Origin of the sequence: uncultured Microbacterium sp., assembly GCF_947489255.1 — a bacterium.
GTDB lineage: Bacteria > Actinomycetota > Actinomycetes > Actinomycetales > Microbacteriaceae > Microbacterium > Microbacterium phycohabitans.
Map to the genome: position 1 here is coordinate 222,940 of NZ_CANLCY010000004.1, position 15,668 is coordinate 238,607.

Consider the following 15,668-nt stretch of genomic DNA (forward strand, 5'->3'; position numbering starts at 1 on the left):
GTGGCCATGATCGGACGCATCACCAGCAGCACCGTCAACCAGCAGGCGCTGCGCACCTTGCAGGCGGGTCTCGCCGACCGGGCTCGGCTGCAGGACCAGGCGACCTCGCAACGCGCCATCCGCACCTCCAGCGACGATCCGGCGGTCGCGGCCGCGATCCTCGGGGTGCACGGCGAACAGGCCCGCGTGTCGCAGTACGCCCGCAACATCACCGACGGCCTCGCCTGGGTCACCACCGCCGACACGGCGCTGGGAGCGAGCATCGACCTGCTCAATCGCGCGCGCGACCTCACCGCGCAGGGGGCCAACTCGGGGGCGTTGAGCGCGTCGGCCCGCGAGTCGATCGCCGCCGAGCTCGACAGCCTGAGCACCGAGCTGTTATCGCAGGCGAACACGACGGTGCTCGGACGCACCGTCTTCGCCGGAACCGGCGACAGCGGGTCGGCCTTCGATCCGACGACCTTCGCGTTCTCGGGGGCGGGCGGTGCGGGGGTCGAGCGACGCGTCTCCGCCGGCGAGAAGGTGCGCGTCGACCTCGACGGCGCGCAGGTCTTCGGTGAGGGCGCCGACAGCGTCTTCGCGGCTCTGCGGGGGATCGCGGCCGACCTGCGCGCGGGCGCGGAGGTCGGACCGCGACTGGCGACGATCGATGCGCACCTGGAAGACCTCACGACCGCCCGCGGCGTCGCCGGGGCGCGGCAGGCCCAGATCGAGCGGGCGTCGGCCGCCAACACCGATCTCGGGGTCGACCTCGAGGCCCGCCGCGCCGAGGTCGAGAACGTCGACACCCTCGAGGTCTACATCGCGCTGCAGTCCGCCGAGCTCGTGTACCAATCCGCCCTGCAGGTGACGGCCAAGAGCCTGCAGACCAACCTCCTGGAGTTCCTGCGATGACCACCGCCGCGACGACCGCCACCGGGACCCCCGCCACCGGGACCCCCGCCACCGGGACCCCCGCCGAGATCAGCGATCTCGACGTCGAGTTCGCGTCGTCCCCTCCCGGGCTCGGCCCGCTCACCTCCTTCCGGCTGACGCGCATCGAGGGGGCACGGGGGCTGTACACCCTGCGCTCGACGGGTGACGAGGTACGGCTGTTCCTCGTCGACCCCGCGACGGTGGTCTCGGGGTATCACCCCCGTATCACCGCCGGGATGCGCGACGAGATCGGCGCCGACGAGGATGCCGTCCGCGTCTTCGTCGTGGCGAACCCGTCGGACGAGGGGGTGTTCGTGAACCTGCGCGCGCCCGTCCTGCTCAACGAGCGCACGGGCGCGGCGGCGCAGATCATCTTCGAGGACACGTCCTACCCGCTGCGCGCGCAGCTGGGGGCGGCTTAGCGGTCGTCCGTCCGCGGGCCGCGTGCCCGGCGGCGTGTCCTGGTCGCCGAAAAATCGCCCGGGACGAGCTCCGAGGCGCTAGGATCATCACGAAAACGAGCAGAAACCGACCCAGCACCGCGACCCGAATGCGGTGTGCGCCCTCCCGAAGGGGCGCGGGGCGGAGTCAGCCCGCGGTACGTGACCTCGATCCGAGGGGCGACGGCGGCGAGCTCGGCGTCGCGCACGCGCCGCCGGATCGACCGTCGCGCTCATGGAGACGGGCCGCGTCGGCGGGCGACGACGCGTACCGCCGGCGTCTTCACCCGAAGGATCCGAGTCCGCGTCGCAGCACGGTCCACCTGTCGTCCCCGATTGGCAACCCCGACGCCGGTCACGGGGGCGACACATACGCTCGTTCACGAGCAAGAGCAATGGATGGTGAGATATGCCTGTCACGAGGTCCGATGAGCCCAAGGTGAGCAAGCGCGAGTTCGTCCAGCGGGTGTCCAAGCGCGCGGGTCTTTCCCTGCGGACGACCCAGCTCGCCTACGACGCGATCTTCGAGGAGATCCTCGACCTGGTGAACGCGGGCAACCGCGTCACCCTGACCGGGTTCGGCAAGTTCTACGCCCAGCCGCACAAGGGGCACAACGTCGTTCTGAACATCCGCGACGACGCGCACGCCCGCGGGCAGGTCGACGACTACGCGGTGCTGAAGTTCTCCGCGACCCGGGAAGTCAACAAGAAGGTGACGGTTCCGCCCCGCTCCCGCGACGACACGTAGTCCCGGCCCGCGCGGGGCCGCGGGGGTCAGCGATCGAACGAGTAGCTGGTCTGGCCGACGAGGGTGAGGGTGATCCGCGCGGGGAGCTCGTCGGGCATCTCCTCGTCCTCGTCCATCGCATCGATCGTGTGGACGGGGATCGAGATGCTCCCGTCGTCCTCGAACACGACATCGCGTGGGGCGAAGGAGAAGAACAGCGCACGCTGCGTGCTGCGGAGTTCGATCGTGCGCCGCACGTCGCCGCGTTCGTGCAGGTTGAGCACCGATTCGTCGGCGAGGATCGTCCCGTCGAGGTACTTCGCTTCGACGCGATAGGTGCTCGGCTCGATCGCCTTGATGTTGAGGTCCTCGACGATCTCCGAGAACTTCGCCTCAGGATGGTTCATCTCGAACGCGATCGCGCGCAGGTGATCGTAGGTGAGGTTCACACGACGCGAGAACAGTGCCGCGTTCTCGACCTCCGATGCTGCAGCGTGCGGCGCCTGGTCGGCGAGATACTCCCGCACCTCGTCCGGGCCCGGGTAGTCGAAGCGCATGTGGTAGTGGAAGCGGCCCGGCCGGTTGACGATGTAGTGGCTGACGTCCTGCACGTCGTTGACCGTCACGCAGTAGATGCGTCGCACCGACGACATGCCGTCGAAGAGGGTGAGGAACTGATTCTGGCGGTTCGGCTCCGCGAGGTGACCGCGGCCGGATGCGAAGACCTTCTCGAACTCGTCGAAGATGACGAGGCATTCGTCGAGGGTGTCGAGGAAGTCCACGATGCCGTCGGCATCCTCGGTGACCAGGACCACCGGGAGTTCCTGCGCGATCGCGCGTTCCGCCACCATGCGGAGGAACATCGACTTGCCCTGCCCCTTGTTGCCCGACAGCATCACGCCCAGGTTGCGGTCGAGCCGGGCGTAGGTGCGGAAGATCTTGTCGACCTTCGCCTCGCGCTGCCCGTACACCTTCTCTGCGCCGACGGCGAGATCCGCCGTGCGCACGAGGCTGAAGCCCTCTTTGCTGCTGAAGCGCACGCGATAGGTGCCGAGAGGCAGGGAGTCGTGAGCCTTCACGGCGGAATCGTAGACCCGGACCTGGCCGCCGGTCTCGATGTAGGTGCTGCTCACGTGGTCGTGCTCCTCTAGGGGGGAAGGGGCGTTCCGAAAGGGCTGTCAATACCCTAAGAATGAGATGAGTACTTTCTAATGTAAGCCCCGGAAGGCGTGCCGCAAGACCATTTGAGGTAAAGGAATCACGAGCGGTGCGCTGTCGGGACGGCGGAGCGTCGGGGGGCGCGAAACGACTCGAAAAGGAGAGGAAACGCGAAGGCGCCGTCATCGGGCCGCACACCGTGGCCGACGATGCGCGACTTTCGCGGAATCCTCCGGTGCGCTTTTCGACGACGAACGGAAAACGATGGAGCGAATGACGAGAGGAGGCGCACGGGTGACGCGCGACCACCTCTGGGGGGCCCATGCAGGATGACACCGATATCGGGGCGATGGCGCTCCACCTCACCGTCCGGATCGACGCGCGACGCATCGAGCCGGAGGTCTGGCGCGCGGTCATCCACTCGGGCGACGAGGCGGATGCGGCCACGCGTGTCCTGACGGCGGCGACACTCCACCGCGTCCACTACGCGGACCCGTCCTGGGCCGAGCAACTGCTCGAAGCCGTGCCCGACCTGTCGTCGATCGGATCCGCCTTCACCGATCGCGAGCTGATCTCGATGATCGACGAGTCGTCGCTGTTCACCGACAGCCTGTGCGTGATCTCCTCCGTCGATGTCGACGACGCCGCGACCGGCTCGCTCGTCAGCCACACCCTCGTCCGCGGCATCGCCCGCGTCTTCGACGGCGACACGATCGCCATCCTCCTCGCGGGGGCGTTCCCTCCCTCTGCGGGCGGGTCGGTGGTCGATCCCGCCGACGTCGCCGACCGTCGCGCCCACTGGGCGAGCATCGGCTTCGTCGACATCCCCGGTACCGCGGCGATGCTGCTGCCCGTGGGCTCGCGGCCGTGAGGAGCGCCCCGCCCCGTCGCCCTCGGGCGGGCGCGGCATCCCGCGCGCTCTAGGGTGAGGGGAGACGATGAGAGGGGCCTTCGAGTGGCTGACGAACGCGAACGGTTGAGCTGGGACGACTTCGGGATCGCGACGAGGGAGATCTCCCGCGCCATCGTCGCCGACGGATTCCACCCCGAGGTGGTCGTGGCCATCGCGCGCGGCGGTCTGCTGCCCGGCGGGGCGATCGCCTACGGTCTCGGCGTGAAGAACTGCGGCGCGCTGAACGTGGAGTTCTACACCGGCATCGGCACGGTGCTGGACGCCCCCGAGGTGCTGCCTCCGGCGCTGGATCTGTCCTACCTCTCGGGGCGTCGCGTGCTGCTCGTCGACGACGTCGCCGACAGCGGTCGCACCCTCGACCTCGCCATCAAACTGCTCGACCGCCACGGCGCCGAGGCGCGTTCGGCCGTCATCTACACCAAGCCGACCACCGTGGTGCAGCCCGACTACGCCTGGAAGGACACCTCGCTCTGGATCGACTTCCCGTGGTCGCATCAGGGGTCGGTGCACGAAGAAGACGCGGCGTGACCGCGAAGTCGCTCGCCGAACTGGCGGATGCCGGGCTGATTGACGCCTCGTGGGTGCAGCCCCTCGCCCCGGTCGCCGACGACATCGCGGCCCTGGGCAAGCGTCTGCGCGCCGAGGGCGCGCCCTATCTCCCGGCCGGAGATCTCGTGCTGCGGGCCTTCCGCACTCCCCTCGACGCGGTGCGTGTGCTCATCGTGGGTCAGGATCCGTATCCCACGCCCGGGCATCCGATCGGTCTGTCGTTCGCGGTCGACCCGCACGTGCGCCCGCTCCCGCGGAGCCTGGCGAACATCTACCGCGAGTTGCACGACGACCTCGGCATCACCCCCGCCCCGCACGGCGACCTCTCGGCCTGGTCCTCGCAGGGCGTGATGCTGTTGAACAGGGTGCTCACCGTGGCCCCCGGGCAGCCGGCGTCCCACCGCGGGTGGGGCTGGGAGCGGGTGACCGAGCACGCCATCCGGGTGCTCGTCGCGCGCGATCAGCCGTTGGTCGCCGTGCTCTGGGGGAGGGATGCCATGAACCTCGCGCCCCTGCTGGGCTCGACGGCGACCGTGTCGTCGCCGCACCCGTCGCCGCTGTCGGCCAGCCGCGGCTTCTTCGGCTCGCGCCCCTTCTCGCAGGTGAACGCTCTGCTGCAGGAGCAAGGCGCCGACGCCGTGGATTGGCGCATCCCGGCCTGAGGCCCGCGGCGTCGCCGCCACGGGCGGCGGACACACGCCCGAAACCGCCGCGCCCGTAGAGTGGCGGGGTGCTGGAAGAGGAGTACGAGAAGAGTCGTCGGCGATTGCCCGCACATCTGCGGCGCGCACCCGAACCCGAGCGGCCCTTCTCGTTCGAGATACGCCCGGCCACCGAGGCCGACATCCCCGACATCCGCGAGATCTACAACTACTACGTGCGCAATTCCGTGGTGACCTTCGATGAGAAGGCCTGGTCGATCGCCAAGTGGCGCGACAAGTTCGCCACCCTGCACAAGCTCGGCCTTCCCTTCCTCGTGGCCCAGTCGCCCAGCGGCCAGATCCTCGGCTATGCGCTCGTGCAGCCGTGGCAGTCCAAGTCGGCGTACCGCTACACGGTCGAGAACTCGATCTACCTGGGACAGGCGGCCGCGGGTAAAGGCCTCGGTCGGGCGCTGCTCGAGGCGTTGATCGGCGCCTGCCAGGAGCTCGGCATCCGCGAGATGGTCGCCGCGATCAGCGACAAGGGCGCCGACGCCTCGATCGCGCTGCACGAGAAGCTCGGCTTCACCGAGGTCGGTCGGATGGGACGCGTGGGCTTCAAATTCGGACGCTGGCTCGGTGTCGTCTACCTGCAGAAGAGCATCGCGTCGAAGAAGAAGCGGCGGAAGCTGTTCGGCTGATCGACCGCGGTCGGCAGAGCCTCAGCGGCCGCGTGACGACGGCGACGCGGCCTGCCGCACCTCGTCGACCAGCACTCGCCACGGTCCCTCGATCTGGCCGTCGCCGAGGCGGGCCTGGTGAACCGCGTCATCGCCGCGATGCACCTCGATGCGCCACTGATACCGGTCGGCACCCGTCGACGGCGCCTCCGCGGCATCCCACGGACAACGCTCGACGAGCTCCCGCCAGTGCGGCACCCGTGCGGGTTCGGGCTCGGCGCGCCACTGCTTCGACAGCCCCGCGATGCCGCCCGAGCGCACGACCACGACGACGAGACGCTCGGGCTCGACGGTCTCGGTGTCAGGCTGCGGCATCCTTCACGACGCCGACCCCGGCCCATGCGGCCCGGACGGCGGCGACCTCCTCGGACTCCTCACCGTACTCCGTGGCGGCGGTGCGCAGTGTCGCCGAGGCGAAGGCGACGAAGTCGGCCGTGGGCGTCAGCTCTCCGCCGGTGAGGGTGCGGTACCAGATCAGCCCGGCGCGCTCCCAGGCGAACCCGCCGAGGGCCGTCGCCGCGAGGTAGAACGCGTGGTTCGGGATGCCGGAGTTGATGTGCACGCCCCCGTTGTCGTCTTCGGTCTCGACGTAGTCCCGCATGTGGGCGGGCTGTGGGTCCTTACCCAGGACGTCGTCGTCGTACGCCGTGCCCGGAGCCTTCATCGACCGCAGGGCCTCGCCCTGCACGGCGGCGGCGAAGATCCCGGCACCGATCAGCCACGAGGCCTCGTCGGCGCGCTGCCGCCGGTGATGCTGCTCTGCGAGGGCGCCGAACACGTCGGACAGCGATTCGTTGAGCGCACCCGACTGCCCCTCGTACTCCAGCCCTCCGGCGGCCTCGGTGACGCCGTGACCCAGTTCGTGGGCGATGACGCTGAGCGAACGGGTGAACCCGACGAACACGTCGCCGTCGCCGTCGCCGAAGACCATGCGCTCCCCGTTCCAGAACGCGTTGTCGTAGTCGTCGCCGTAGTGCACCGTCGCCAGGAGCGACCCGCCCGCCGCGTCGATGCCGTCGCGGGCGAAGGCGTCCCAGAAGAAGTCGTACGTCTCGCCGAGGCCGTCGTAGGCCTCGTCGACCGCGCTGTCGCCGGTGGGGGCGTCGTCTTCGCTGCGGACGCGGCGCCCCGGCAGGTTCTCGGTGTTCGCGGCGTCGGAGATGATGCGGTCGGGGGCGGGACCGGCCTCCGCGACCAGGGCGTCGCCCTCGATCGACAGGCGCAGGCGCGTGCGCGTGGGCCGCGGCGGACGCGGCAGAGCGAGGGTCTTCCGCGCGGCGGCCGCCGCCCGCGCGAGGCGGGGGTCGTCGGTCTGCGCGAGGCGGTCGAGCAGGAACGGAGGGACGATACCGGGGGTCATGGGGCGAGGCTAACGCCGACCCCCGACATCGCGGCATCCCTTGATCGCGACCTGTGGGTGGATTCTCATCCTCGCGGGCGGGGGAGGAGCCGCCACGGGAGACGGTGTGAGACCGCACAGGGTGCGACCCCGGACGCCGCGAGTCCCGGCGGGGCTGGGTCTCAGGCGGGCAGCGTCGGGATCGACGCGAGCAGTTGGCGGGTGTAGGCCGCCTGCGGCTGCAACAGCACCTTCTCGGTGGGCCCCTGCTCGACGATGCGCCCGTCCTTCATCACGACCACCTGGTCGCAGATGCTCTGCACCACGCCGATGTCGTGCGAGACGAGCACGAGCGTGAGCTGCTCCTCGGCGCGCAACCGCGAAATCAGGCGCAGGATCTGCGCCCGCACGGTGACGTCGAGGGCCGAGAGCGGTTCGTCGCCCACGAGGATGCGCGGGCGGTGCACGATCGCCCGCGCGAGGGCGATGCGCTGGCGCTGTCCGCCCGAGAACTCGTGCGGGAAGCGCGCCGCCATGTCGGCGTCGAGCCCCACCTGCTCGAGCACCTCGCGCACGCGCGCCCGGCGATCGCCGTCGATGCCGAGCGCCCAGAGTGGCTCGCCCACGATGCGCTCCACGCTCATGCGCGGGTCGAGCGAGGCGTACGGATCCTGGAAGACGATGCCCGTCGCGCGGCGGAGCCAGTGCAGCGAGCGGGCCGACCCGCGGCCGTCGACGGCGCGGCCCTCGACCTCGACGCTGCCGGCGCTCGGAACGTCGAGCCCGAGGAGCAGACGGACCAGGGTCGACTTGCCCGAGCCCGACTCGCCGATGATCCCCACCGAGGAGCCCGCCGTGACCGACAGGTCGACGTCCGTGAGCCCGGCGGTGCGCTCGGCCCGGCCGAAGCCGCGGGTCCGCGGCGTGAGGTAGTCGCGCGAGAGCCCGCGCGCGCGGATCACCGTGTCGCTCACCGTTCCTCCTCGCCGTCGGTGCGGTCCGCCGTCGCCGCCGGGGTACCGGCATCCGTCCCCTCCGACGTCGGAGCGCGGGAGGCCGAGCGCTCCGGATGCCACAGGGTCGCCGTCGCATCGCGCAGCAGCGCCTGGGTGACCGGCGACGACGGCGCGCGCAGCAGATCGTCGACGGCGCCGTCCTCGACCACCCGGCCGTGCTCGAGCACGACGGCGTGGGTCGCGACCTGGGCCAGCACCGCGAGATCGTGCGTGATGAACACGAGCGACATCCCGGCGTCCTCGACCAGGGTCCGCAGCAGCGACAGGATGCCGGCCTGGATCGTCACGTCGAGCGCGGTCGTCGGCTCGTCGGCGATCAGCAGGCGCGGGCGGCAGGCGAGCGCCATGGCGATCGCGACGCGCTGACGCTGCCCTCCCGACAGCTGGTGCGGGTAGCGCGAGACGAGTCGCTCCGGATCGGGGAGGGCGACCCGCTTGGCCTCGACGACCGCTCGGCGCAGGGCCTCGCGGCGGGAGACGCCCTCGTGGATCCGGACGGACTCGCCGATCTGGCGGCCGACGGTGCGGATCGGGTTGAGGGCCGTGCGCGGCTCCTGGAACACGATGCCGATGTCGTCGCCGCGCAGGGTCGCGAGCTGGGCGTCGGGCAGGCCCAGGATCTCGCGGTCGTTCCAGCGCACGCTGCCCGTGGCGCGCGCGCCCTCGGGCAGCAGGCCCAGGATCGCGAGAGCGGTGAGCGACTTGCCCGAACCGGATTCGCCGATGAGCCCCACCCGGGCGCCGTCGGGCACGTCGAAAGACACGCCGTCCACGACCGGGTGCCCGCCGATCTCGACGCGGAGGTCTCTCACCGCGAGGCTCACGCGACCACTCCCGGAACGGGCGTCCGCGCCGAGGGGGTGCGTTCGGCGAGGGTGGGGTCGGCGGCCTCGCGCAGAGCGTCGCCGAGCAGGTTGAGTCCGAGCACGGTGAGGGTGATCGCCAATCCCGGCCACACGACCGTGAGGGGGTGCACGGCGATGTACGCCTGCAGATCGCTCAGCAGCACGCCCCACGACGGCTGGGTGACCGGGGCGCCGAAGCCGAGGTACGACAGGCCGGCCTCGGCCAGCACGGCCACCGCCATCGCCCACGACAGCTGCACGATGAAGACCGGCGCGACGTTCGGCAGGAGATGCCGGGTGAGGTTCTGCCACGTCGACAGGCCGCCGGCCCGACCGGCGAGCACGAAGTCGCTGTGCAGCACCCGCCGCAGTTCGGGCCGCGTGACGCGGGCGACGTTCACGCCGAACCCGATGCCCACCGACCAGATGACCACCGCGAGCGACCCGCCCCAGACCGCGGAGATCATCATCGCGATGATCAGCACGGGGAACGCCACGAGGATGTCGACGAGCACCGCGACGCTCTCGCGGACCCACCGGGCGGTGAGCGCCCCGAGGGCCGCGAGGGCGATGCCGAGGAGGGATGCCACGATGCCCGCCCCGACCGCCACGACCACCGTCGTGCGCGCCCCCGCCATCAGGAGACTGGCGATGTCGCGTCCGCTGTTGTCGGTGCCGAGCACGTGCGGCCACGACGGATCGGCCCAGCGGTTGCGCACGTCGACCGCTCCCGGGTCGAACGGCGTCCACACGAGCGAGATCAGCGCGATCAGCACGATCAGACCCGCCACCAGGATGCCGAAACGGCCGGTGCCCAGCGCGAGGAGGCGTTTCAGGGTGCTCATGGGGCCTCCCGCTGGCGGGGATCGATGAGGCGGTGCACGAGGTCGACGACCGCGCCGACGATCAGGACGACGCCGGTCAGGGCGAGCAGTTCGCCCTGGACCTTCGGCAGGTCGCGCGCGGCGACGTCGGAGACGAGCATGCGGCCCACCCCGGGCAGCGTGAACAGCTGCTCGATCACGACGGCGCCCACGATGATGCCCGCGATCTGCAGACCCAGCACGGTGATGACCGAGAGGCCGACGTTGGGCAGGCCGTGTCGCAGCAGCGCGCGGGTGCGGGTGAGGCCCTTCGCCGCAGCCGTGCGCACGTAGTCCTCGCCGAGCGCCTGCAGGGTCGCGCTCCGCACGAAGCGCAGCAGCATCGCCCCCTCGACCACGCCGATCGTGAGAGCGGGCAGGATCAGGGCGCGCACGGCGGCACCCGGATCGCTCCACCCGGCGCGCGGGAAGCCCTGGGGAGGCAGCCACCCCAGCCAGACCGCGAACACGACGACGAGCATCATGCCGGCCCACACCACCGGGACCGCCGCGAGGGCCTGCGCGCCGACGCTGAGCGCCGTGCCCCCGGCCCGGCGACGCCCGAGCGCCGAGAGGACCCCGAACGGGATGCCGACCACCACGGCCACGGTCAACGACATCGCCGCGAGCGGCACGGTGACCTGCGCCTTGTCGAGCAGCTCGGTGGCCACGGGCGTCCCGGTCAGCAGCGAGGTCCCCAGATCGCCGCGGAACAGGCCGCCGATCCACGCCGCGTACTGCTGCCACAGCGGTGCGTTCAGGCCCAGGCTCTCGCGCAGCGCCGCGATCTGATCGGGGCTCGCCTGCGTGCCGCCGACCAGCTGCGCGACATCGCCGGGGAGCACCCGGAGCGAGAGGAAGATCAGCACGCTGGCCACGGCCAGGCCCAGCACGAGCAGGCCCAGCCGTGTCAGCGTGTAGCGGATCACTCCGCCGCGACCGTCACGCCCGCCAGCGGCAGACGCACGTTGAGGGAATTCTTCGGGAAGTTCGCCACGGCGGTGGACACCGCGGTGCGCGGGGTCGACAGGAACAGCCAGTCGGCGGCATCCTCGTCGTCCACGATGCGGGCGGCCTCGGAGAGCAGGTCGGACGACTGCTGCTCGTCGGTGGTCGCGAGCGCCTGGGCGTACAGGCTCTGCACCTCGGGGTTGTCATAACCGAAGTAGTACGAGGGGTTGGCCCAGTTACCGAAGTCGCGCGCCTCGACGTGACGCACGAAGCTCAGGTCGTAGTCGTGGTTCGTGTACACGTCGGTCAGCCAGGTCGAGAAGTCCACCTGGTCGACCTTGAGGGTCACGCCCACGTCGGCGAACGACGACACCAGGAAGGTCGCGAGGGTGCCGGGGTAGACGTTGGGGATGGTCAACGTCAGGTTCAGGTTCTCGGCGCCGGCCTCGGCGAGCAGTTCGCGCGCGCGGTCGGGGTTGTACGAGATGCTGCCGGTGAGGTCTTCGTAGCCAGGGTCGAGCGGGGGGATCGGCCCGTTCAGGGGCTGCGCCGTGACGAGCGTCTCGGCGAGGGCGTCGTGGTCGATCGCGAGCCGCAGGGCCTCGCGGACGCGCTGATCGCTCAGCGGTGCTTTCGCGTTGTTGAAGGCGAGCGTCCCCTTGTCGGTGGTCAGGCTCGACTCGATCGTGAAGTTCCCGGTGCCCTCGATCTGGCTCTGCAGCTCGGGGTCGATCTCGAGGGCGACGTCGACGTCGCCGCTGACGGCGGCGTTCGTGGCCGCGCTCTGGTCGGGGATGTAGTCCAGCACGACCTCCGCCACGCCGGCCTTGTCGCCCCAGTACTCGTCGAAGCGGGCGAGCGTCAGGCTCTGACCGGTGCTCCAGCTCTCGACGCGGAACGGGCCGGTGCCGTTGGCCGCGGTCTGGAAGTTCGTCGTGTCGCCGTTCTTGAAGATCAGCCCGGCGCGGCCGGTCATCGCGAAGAGGAAGTCGATGTTCGGCTGCGCCAGGGTGATCACCACCGTCGTCGCGTCGGGAGCGGCGATCGAGCTCACGCCGGCGAGATCGGAGCTGTTCTGGATCGTCGCGTCGTCCTTGGCCGTCTGCAACGAGGTCACGACGTCGTCGGCCGTGAGCGCGCTGCCGTCGTGGAAGGTCACGCCCTCGCGCAGGGTGAAGGTGTAGGTGAGGCCGTCGGGGGAGACGTCCCACGCCGTGGCGAGGGCGGGGACGACGGCGTTGTCCTGGTCGCTGTCGCGGGTGACGAGGCCCTGGTAGACGTTGTCGATGAGCGCCTGCTCCAGCGACGCGCCACTGGTGCGGCGGATGTCGAGGTTCGACGGCTCGAGCGACAGACGCACCGTGAGGGTCGCGTTCGGGTCGGGGTCGCCGGTCGGTCCCGGCGAGGTGGTGGTGCCGGTGCAGGAGGTGAGCAGAAGCGCTCCGATCAGGAGCGCGCTCGTGGCGAGGGCGGTGCGGCGCAGCATTGCGGGGTGTCCTTTCGCAGGCCGATGGCATCCGAGTGCTGTGGATGCCGTGCAGGAGTGGGAACAGCCTACTTTCACCCGCATTCCCTCACCGTCGTGTGTGACGGTGCGCGGCCGTTTGTGACGAGTCGTTCAGGGGGAGGAGCGGCTCAGTGCGCGGCGTCGAGCACGACCTGGTGGATCAGCGCGGCGAGGGCGGCGGGATCCTCTTCCTGAGCGTTGTGACCGGTGGGGAGCACCCGGACCTCGGCTGCGGGCACCCGAAGCCGGAGCTCCTCGGCGTCCGCCGCCGTGACGAAACCGCGCTCTCCGCGGACGAGGGTCAGCGGCGCGTCGACCTGCGCCAGGTCGTCCCAGCCCGTTTCCGCCAGCACCGCGCGCACGGCATCCGGGGTCGTGGCGTCGGTGCCCGCGTTCGCGGCCGCGGCGGCGAGGTGGGCGAAGTGGTGCTTCCACTCCACGCGCCCGTCGTCGCGGACGCGGGAGTTGAGGAAGACCCCCCGCGCGGCCGCCTCGGGCGACCCCCCGAGCCCGAACGACAGCGCCCGCTCGACCAGCTCCTCTCGCGACGCCCAGTCGGTCGGACCCGCGAAGAACGCGCGGATCTGCGCGGGGCCCGCACTCGGGTCGACGCCGGGGGTGATGTCGACGACGACCAGCCGCGACACCAGATCGGGACGGGATGCCGCCACGGCCGCCGCCGTGAGACCGCCGAGCGAGTGGCCGACCAGCACCTGCGGCCCGTCGGTCCACGTCTCGAGGGCGCGCACCACGTCGGGGGCGAGGACACGTGCGACGTAGGCGGCGTCGTCGCGCCAGGAGGAGTCGCCGTGCCCCGGGAGGTCGAGCGCGAGGGCGGGGAGCCCGAGGTGCAGCAGGGTCGTGTCCCACGTGTGCGCGTTCAGCCCGGCACCGTGCAGCAGCGTCACCGCCGGGGGAGCGGCGCCCCACCGCAACCCGCTCAGCCGACGCCCGTCCGCGAGCGCGAGGTCGACGCGCGAGACGGCGGGGACGACGGCGCCGAGATCGGCGGCCTGGGCGGGGAGGAACGAGAACTCGTCGAGCTCGGGCATGGGGTTCAGCCTGTCATCCGTCGACCGGATGCCGCCACCACGGTGCCGCGCGGCGTCACGAGAGGTGCCGGATCCCGAGGGTCGGGGAGCGATGCCGAGGCGTCGCCGATCGTTCCCGCGCCGGTCGGCCGCGGCCGTCCTAGGCTGTCGCCATGGGCGAGGAACGGCGTGTGCACCTGTCGAGGTCGGCTCCCGAGGCGTACGCGGCGTTGCGCGCGTTCTCGACGACGGTGGGCCGGATCGCCGCCGACGCGGGCATCGATGCCCGGTTGCGCGAGATCGTCCAGATCCACGCCTCGCAGTTGAACGGCTGCGCGTACTGCGTGCGCGTGCACGTCGACGGCGCCGTGAAGGCGGGACTCGACGCCGACGTCATCGCCCAGATCGCGACGTGGCGCGAGTCCGGGGTGTTCGACGAGCGCGAGCGGGCGGCGCTCGAACTGACGGAGTCCTTCACCTTCATCCACGAGGACGGCATCCCCGACGAGGTGTACGACCAGGCGGGCGGCATCCTGAGCGAAGCCGAGTACGTCGCCCTCAGCTGGGTGCTCGTGGCCATCAACGCCTTCAACCGGGTCGCGATCGCCGGCCGGTACCCCGTCCCGCCCCGTGCACCGGCTGCCGCGGGCCCGACGACGGGAGCCGCCGCGGCGGCGGCGCCCCGCGCTCCGCACGTGCACGCGGACGGCACCGCGTGAGCGGGTCGCTGGTCTCCGGGGCGGTCAACTTCCGCGACGTCGGCGGTCTCCCGGCGGGCGAGGGCCGCACGCGCGACGGCGTGCTGTTCCGCTCGGGCAACCTCGTCGCGGTCGACGACGACGGCATCGACACGCTGCGTTCGATCGGCCTGCGCCGCGTCGTCGACCTCCGCGACGAGAGCGAGCTCGCGGTCGACCCCAGCCGCCTCGACGACCTGCCCGTCGAGGTGCAGCACGAACCCCTCTTCCTGGGGTCGGTCGCCTCGTTCTTCGCGCGCGACCTCAGCCTCGAACAGCTCTACACCGAGATCGCCGACGCGTCCGCCGACCGGGTCGTCGCCGCCGTCCGCGGCATCCTGGCCGATCAGCCGGTGCTGGTCCACTGCACGATCGGGAAGGACCGCACCGGGGTGACGGTCGGTATCGCGCTCGCCGCGGCGGGCGTCGACCCCGAGGCGGTCGTCGCGGACTATGCGCGCACCGAAGCCCTGCTGCCCGCCGGTCGCAACGCCCGGGTGCTCTCGGCGATCCGGGCGCTGCACCCCGAGAACGTGCACGCCGAGGATCTGGCGACCCGCTCGCCCGCGCGGGCCATGCGGGCGCTGCTGGCACACCTCGACGGCACGTACGGCTCCGCCGCCGGCTACCTGCGCGCGCACGGGATGACGGATGCCGAGATCGACCGCCTGCGCGAGGTGCTCGTGGAGTGATCCACGCGTGGACCACCAGGAGGAACACAGGTTAGGCAACCCTTCGTCGGGGGTATACTCGACCTCATCATGTCCACCTCCTCCGAGCACAACGACGCGGCCTGCCGCGCGTCGCGGCACACCCGCGTCCAGCACCTCGTGACCGCCGACGAGACCTCTCTCGCCGAGCTCGAGGCGCTGCTGGCGACGCTGCCGATCTGCTCGACCGGGCGCGTGTTCATCGAGGTCCCCGACGCGTCGTGGATCGGCCGCGTCGCCGCCCCCGCCCGCATGACCATCGCGTGGCTCGATCGCTCGCGCCGCGGCGGCGCCCCCGGCACCGGCCGTGCCTGCGCCCCGGGTCAGGCCCTCGCCCGCGCCGTGTCGGCCTGGGCGGGCGAGATGCTCTGCTGCGACGACGACGCGACCCGCGTCGTCCTGCTCGGCGGATACCTCGGCACCGCCGAGATCGTCGACGAGCTTGTCACGCGTCACGGTGTCGAGCCGCTCTCCATCCACACGCCCGAGCGTTTCGGCCTCGCCACCGCGCGCTGAGTCAGCTGCCGCGGGGCACGCCGTGAGTTCGCCGCGCCGTGCGCCGTGTCGTGGACGCGCGAAACGGTCA

At 71.2% G+C, this 15,668-nt stretch carries 19 protein-coding genes; 10 read left to right on the plus strand and 9 right to left on the minus strand.

The window, feature by feature from the left end; translation table 11 throughout:
- Nucleotides 1-6: 6 nt before the first annotated feature.
- From flgL to Q0818_RS11455, 3 genes are all read left to right on the plus strand, one after another.
- The gene (gene flgL / locus Q0818_RS11445; RefSeq protein WP_298874737.1) at nt 7-894 is read left to right on the plus strand and encodes a flagellar hook-associated protein FlgL; all 888 of its coding nucleotides are present in this window, start codon (nt 7-9) and stop codon (nt 892-894) included.
- The gene (locus Q0818_RS11450; protein ID WP_298874740.1) at nt 891-1,337 is read left to right on the plus strand and encodes a flagellar assembly protein FliW; all 447 of its coding nucleotides are present in this window, start codon (nt 891-893) and stop codon (nt 1,335-1,337) included. Before flgL ends, Q0818_RS11450 begins: the two co-directional genes overlap by 4 nt.
- Nucleotides 1,338-1,764: 427 nt before the next feature.
- Nucleotides 1,765-2,103, plus strand: a complete 339-nt coding sequence (locus Q0818_RS11455) for an HU family DNA-binding protein (protein WP_298874743.1) — start codon at nt 1,765-1,767, stop codon at nt 2,101-2,103.
- Between the two features lie 26 nt (nt 2,104-2,129).
- On the opposite strand, the gene Q0818_RS11460 is transcribed toward Q0818_RS11455, so the two are convergent.
- The gene (locus tag Q0818_RS11460) at nt 2,130-3,215 is read right to left on the minus strand and encodes an AAA family ATPase (RefSeq protein ID WP_298874746.1); all 1,086 of its coding nucleotides are present in this window, start codon (nt 3,213-3,215) and stop codon (nt 2,130-2,132) included.
- 347 nt (nt 3,216-3,562) lie between these two features.
- On the opposite strand from Q0818_RS11460, the gene Q0818_RS11465 reads away from it, so the two are divergent.
- The 4 genes from Q0818_RS11465 to Q0818_RS11480 all read left to right on the plus strand — a co-directional run bounded on the left by Q0818_RS11465 (nt 3,563) and on the right by Q0818_RS11480 (nt 6,044).
- Entirely contained in the window at nt 3,563-4,111 is a 549-nt protein-coding gene (locus Q0818_RS11465) for a hypothetical protein (RefSeq protein WP_298874749.1), read from the plus strand.
- 84 nt (nt 4,112-4,195) lie between these two features.
- The gene (locus tag Q0818_RS11470; protein WP_298874751.1) at nt 4,196-4,681 is read left to right on the plus strand and encodes a phosphoribosyltransferase; all 486 of its coding nucleotides are present in this window, start codon (nt 4,196-4,198) and stop codon (nt 4,679-4,681) included.
- Complete coding sequence (locus Q0818_RS11475; protein WP_298874754.1) at nt 4,678-5,364, plus strand: uracil-DNA glycosylase; 687 nt, start codon at nt 4,678-4,680, stop codon at nt 5,362-5,364. Before Q0818_RS11470 ends, Q0818_RS11475 begins: the two co-directional genes overlap by 4 nt.
- A 68-nt stretch (nt 5,365-5,432) precedes the next feature.
- Nucleotides 5,433-6,044, plus strand: coding sequence for a GNAT family N-acetyltransferase (locus Q0818_RS11480; RefSeq protein WP_298874756.1), 612 nt, complete (start codon nt 5,433-5,435; stop codon nt 6,042-6,044).
- Between the two features lie 21 nt (nt 6,045-6,065).
- Here Q0818_RS11480 and Q0818_RS11485 read toward each other — a convergent pair whose 3' ends face one another.
- From Q0818_RS11485 to Q0818_RS11520, 8 genes are all read right to left on the minus strand, one after another.
- Nucleotides 6,066-6,398 (minus strand): protealysin inhibitor emfourin, encoded by a 333-nt coding sequence (locus Q0818_RS11485; RefSeq protein WP_298874758.1) that lies wholly within the window; start codon nt 6,396-6,398, stop codon nt 6,066-6,068.
- Nucleotides 6,385-7,443 carry a M4 family metallopeptidase gene (locus tag Q0818_RS11490; RefSeq protein WP_298874760.1) on the minus strand — a complete coding sequence of 353 codons (1,059 nt, stop codon included), beginning with the start codon at nt 7,441-7,443 and terminating at the stop codon, nt 6,385-6,387. Before Q0818_RS11490 ends, Q0818_RS11485 begins: the two co-directional genes overlap by 14 nt.
- Nucleotides 7,444-7,604: 161 nt before the next feature.
- Complete coding sequence (locus tag Q0818_RS11495) at nt 7,605-8,396, minus strand: ATP-binding cassette domain-containing protein (RefSeq protein WP_298874764.1); 792 nt, start codon at nt 8,394-8,396, stop codon at nt 7,605-7,607.
- Nucleotides 8,393-9,262, minus strand: coding sequence for an ABC transporter ATP-binding protein (locus Q0818_RS11500; protein WP_298874767.1), 870 nt, complete (start codon nt 9,260-9,262; stop codon nt 8,393-8,395). The genes Q0818_RS11495 and Q0818_RS11500 overlap by 4 nt, the downstream gene beginning before the upstream one ends.
- The gene (locus tag Q0818_RS11505) at nt 9,259-10,128 is read right to left on the minus strand and encodes an ABC transporter permease (RefSeq protein ID WP_298874770.1); all 870 of its coding nucleotides are present in this window, start codon (nt 10,126-10,128) and stop codon (nt 9,259-9,261) included. The genes Q0818_RS11500 and Q0818_RS11505 overlap by 4 nt, the downstream gene beginning before the upstream one ends.
- Nucleotides 10,125-11,075, minus strand: coding sequence for an ABC transporter permease (locus tag Q0818_RS11510; RefSeq protein WP_298874773.1), 951 nt, complete (start codon nt 11,073-11,075; stop codon nt 10,125-10,127). Before Q0818_RS11510 ends, Q0818_RS11505 begins: the two co-directional genes overlap by 4 nt.
- The gene (locus tag Q0818_RS11515) at nt 11,072-12,583 is read right to left on the minus strand and encodes an ABC transporter substrate-binding protein (protein WP_298874776.1); all 1,512 of its coding nucleotides are present in this window, start codon (nt 12,581-12,583) and stop codon (nt 11,072-11,074) included. The genes Q0818_RS11510 and Q0818_RS11515 overlap by 4 nt, the downstream gene beginning before the upstream one ends.
- A gap of 149 nt (nt 12,584-12,732) precedes the next feature.
- Complete coding sequence (locus Q0818_RS11520; RefSeq protein ID WP_298874778.1) at nt 12,733-13,656, minus strand: alpha/beta hydrolase; 924 nt, start codon at nt 13,654-13,656, stop codon at nt 12,733-12,735.
- Nucleotides 13,657-13,808: 152 nt separating this feature from the next.
- Between Q0818_RS11520 and Q0818_RS11525 the strand changes: the two genes are divergently transcribed.
- The 3 genes from Q0818_RS11525 (at nt 13,809) to Q0818_RS11535 (ending at nt 15,598) form a co-directional block, all read left to right on the plus strand.
- On the plus strand, nt 13,809-14,354 hold the full coding sequence (locus Q0818_RS11525) for a carboxymuconolactone decarboxylase family protein (protein WP_298874780.1): 546 nt from the start codon (nt 13,809-13,811) through the stop codon (nt 14,352-14,354).
- A complete protein-coding gene (locus Q0818_RS11530) occupies nt 14,351-15,064 on the plus strand; it encodes a tyrosine-protein phosphatase (protein ID WP_298874782.1) in 714 nt (237 codons plus the stop codon). The genes Q0818_RS11525 and Q0818_RS11530 overlap by 4 nt, the downstream gene beginning before the upstream one ends.
- 69 nt (nt 15,065-15,133) lie before the next feature.
- Nucleotides 15,134-15,598, plus strand: a complete 465-nt coding sequence (locus tag Q0818_RS11535; RefSeq protein WP_298874783.1) for an SIP domain-containing protein — start codon at nt 15,134-15,136, stop codon at nt 15,596-15,598.
- The last annotated feature ends 70 nt before the right edge of the window (nt 15,599-15,668 follow it).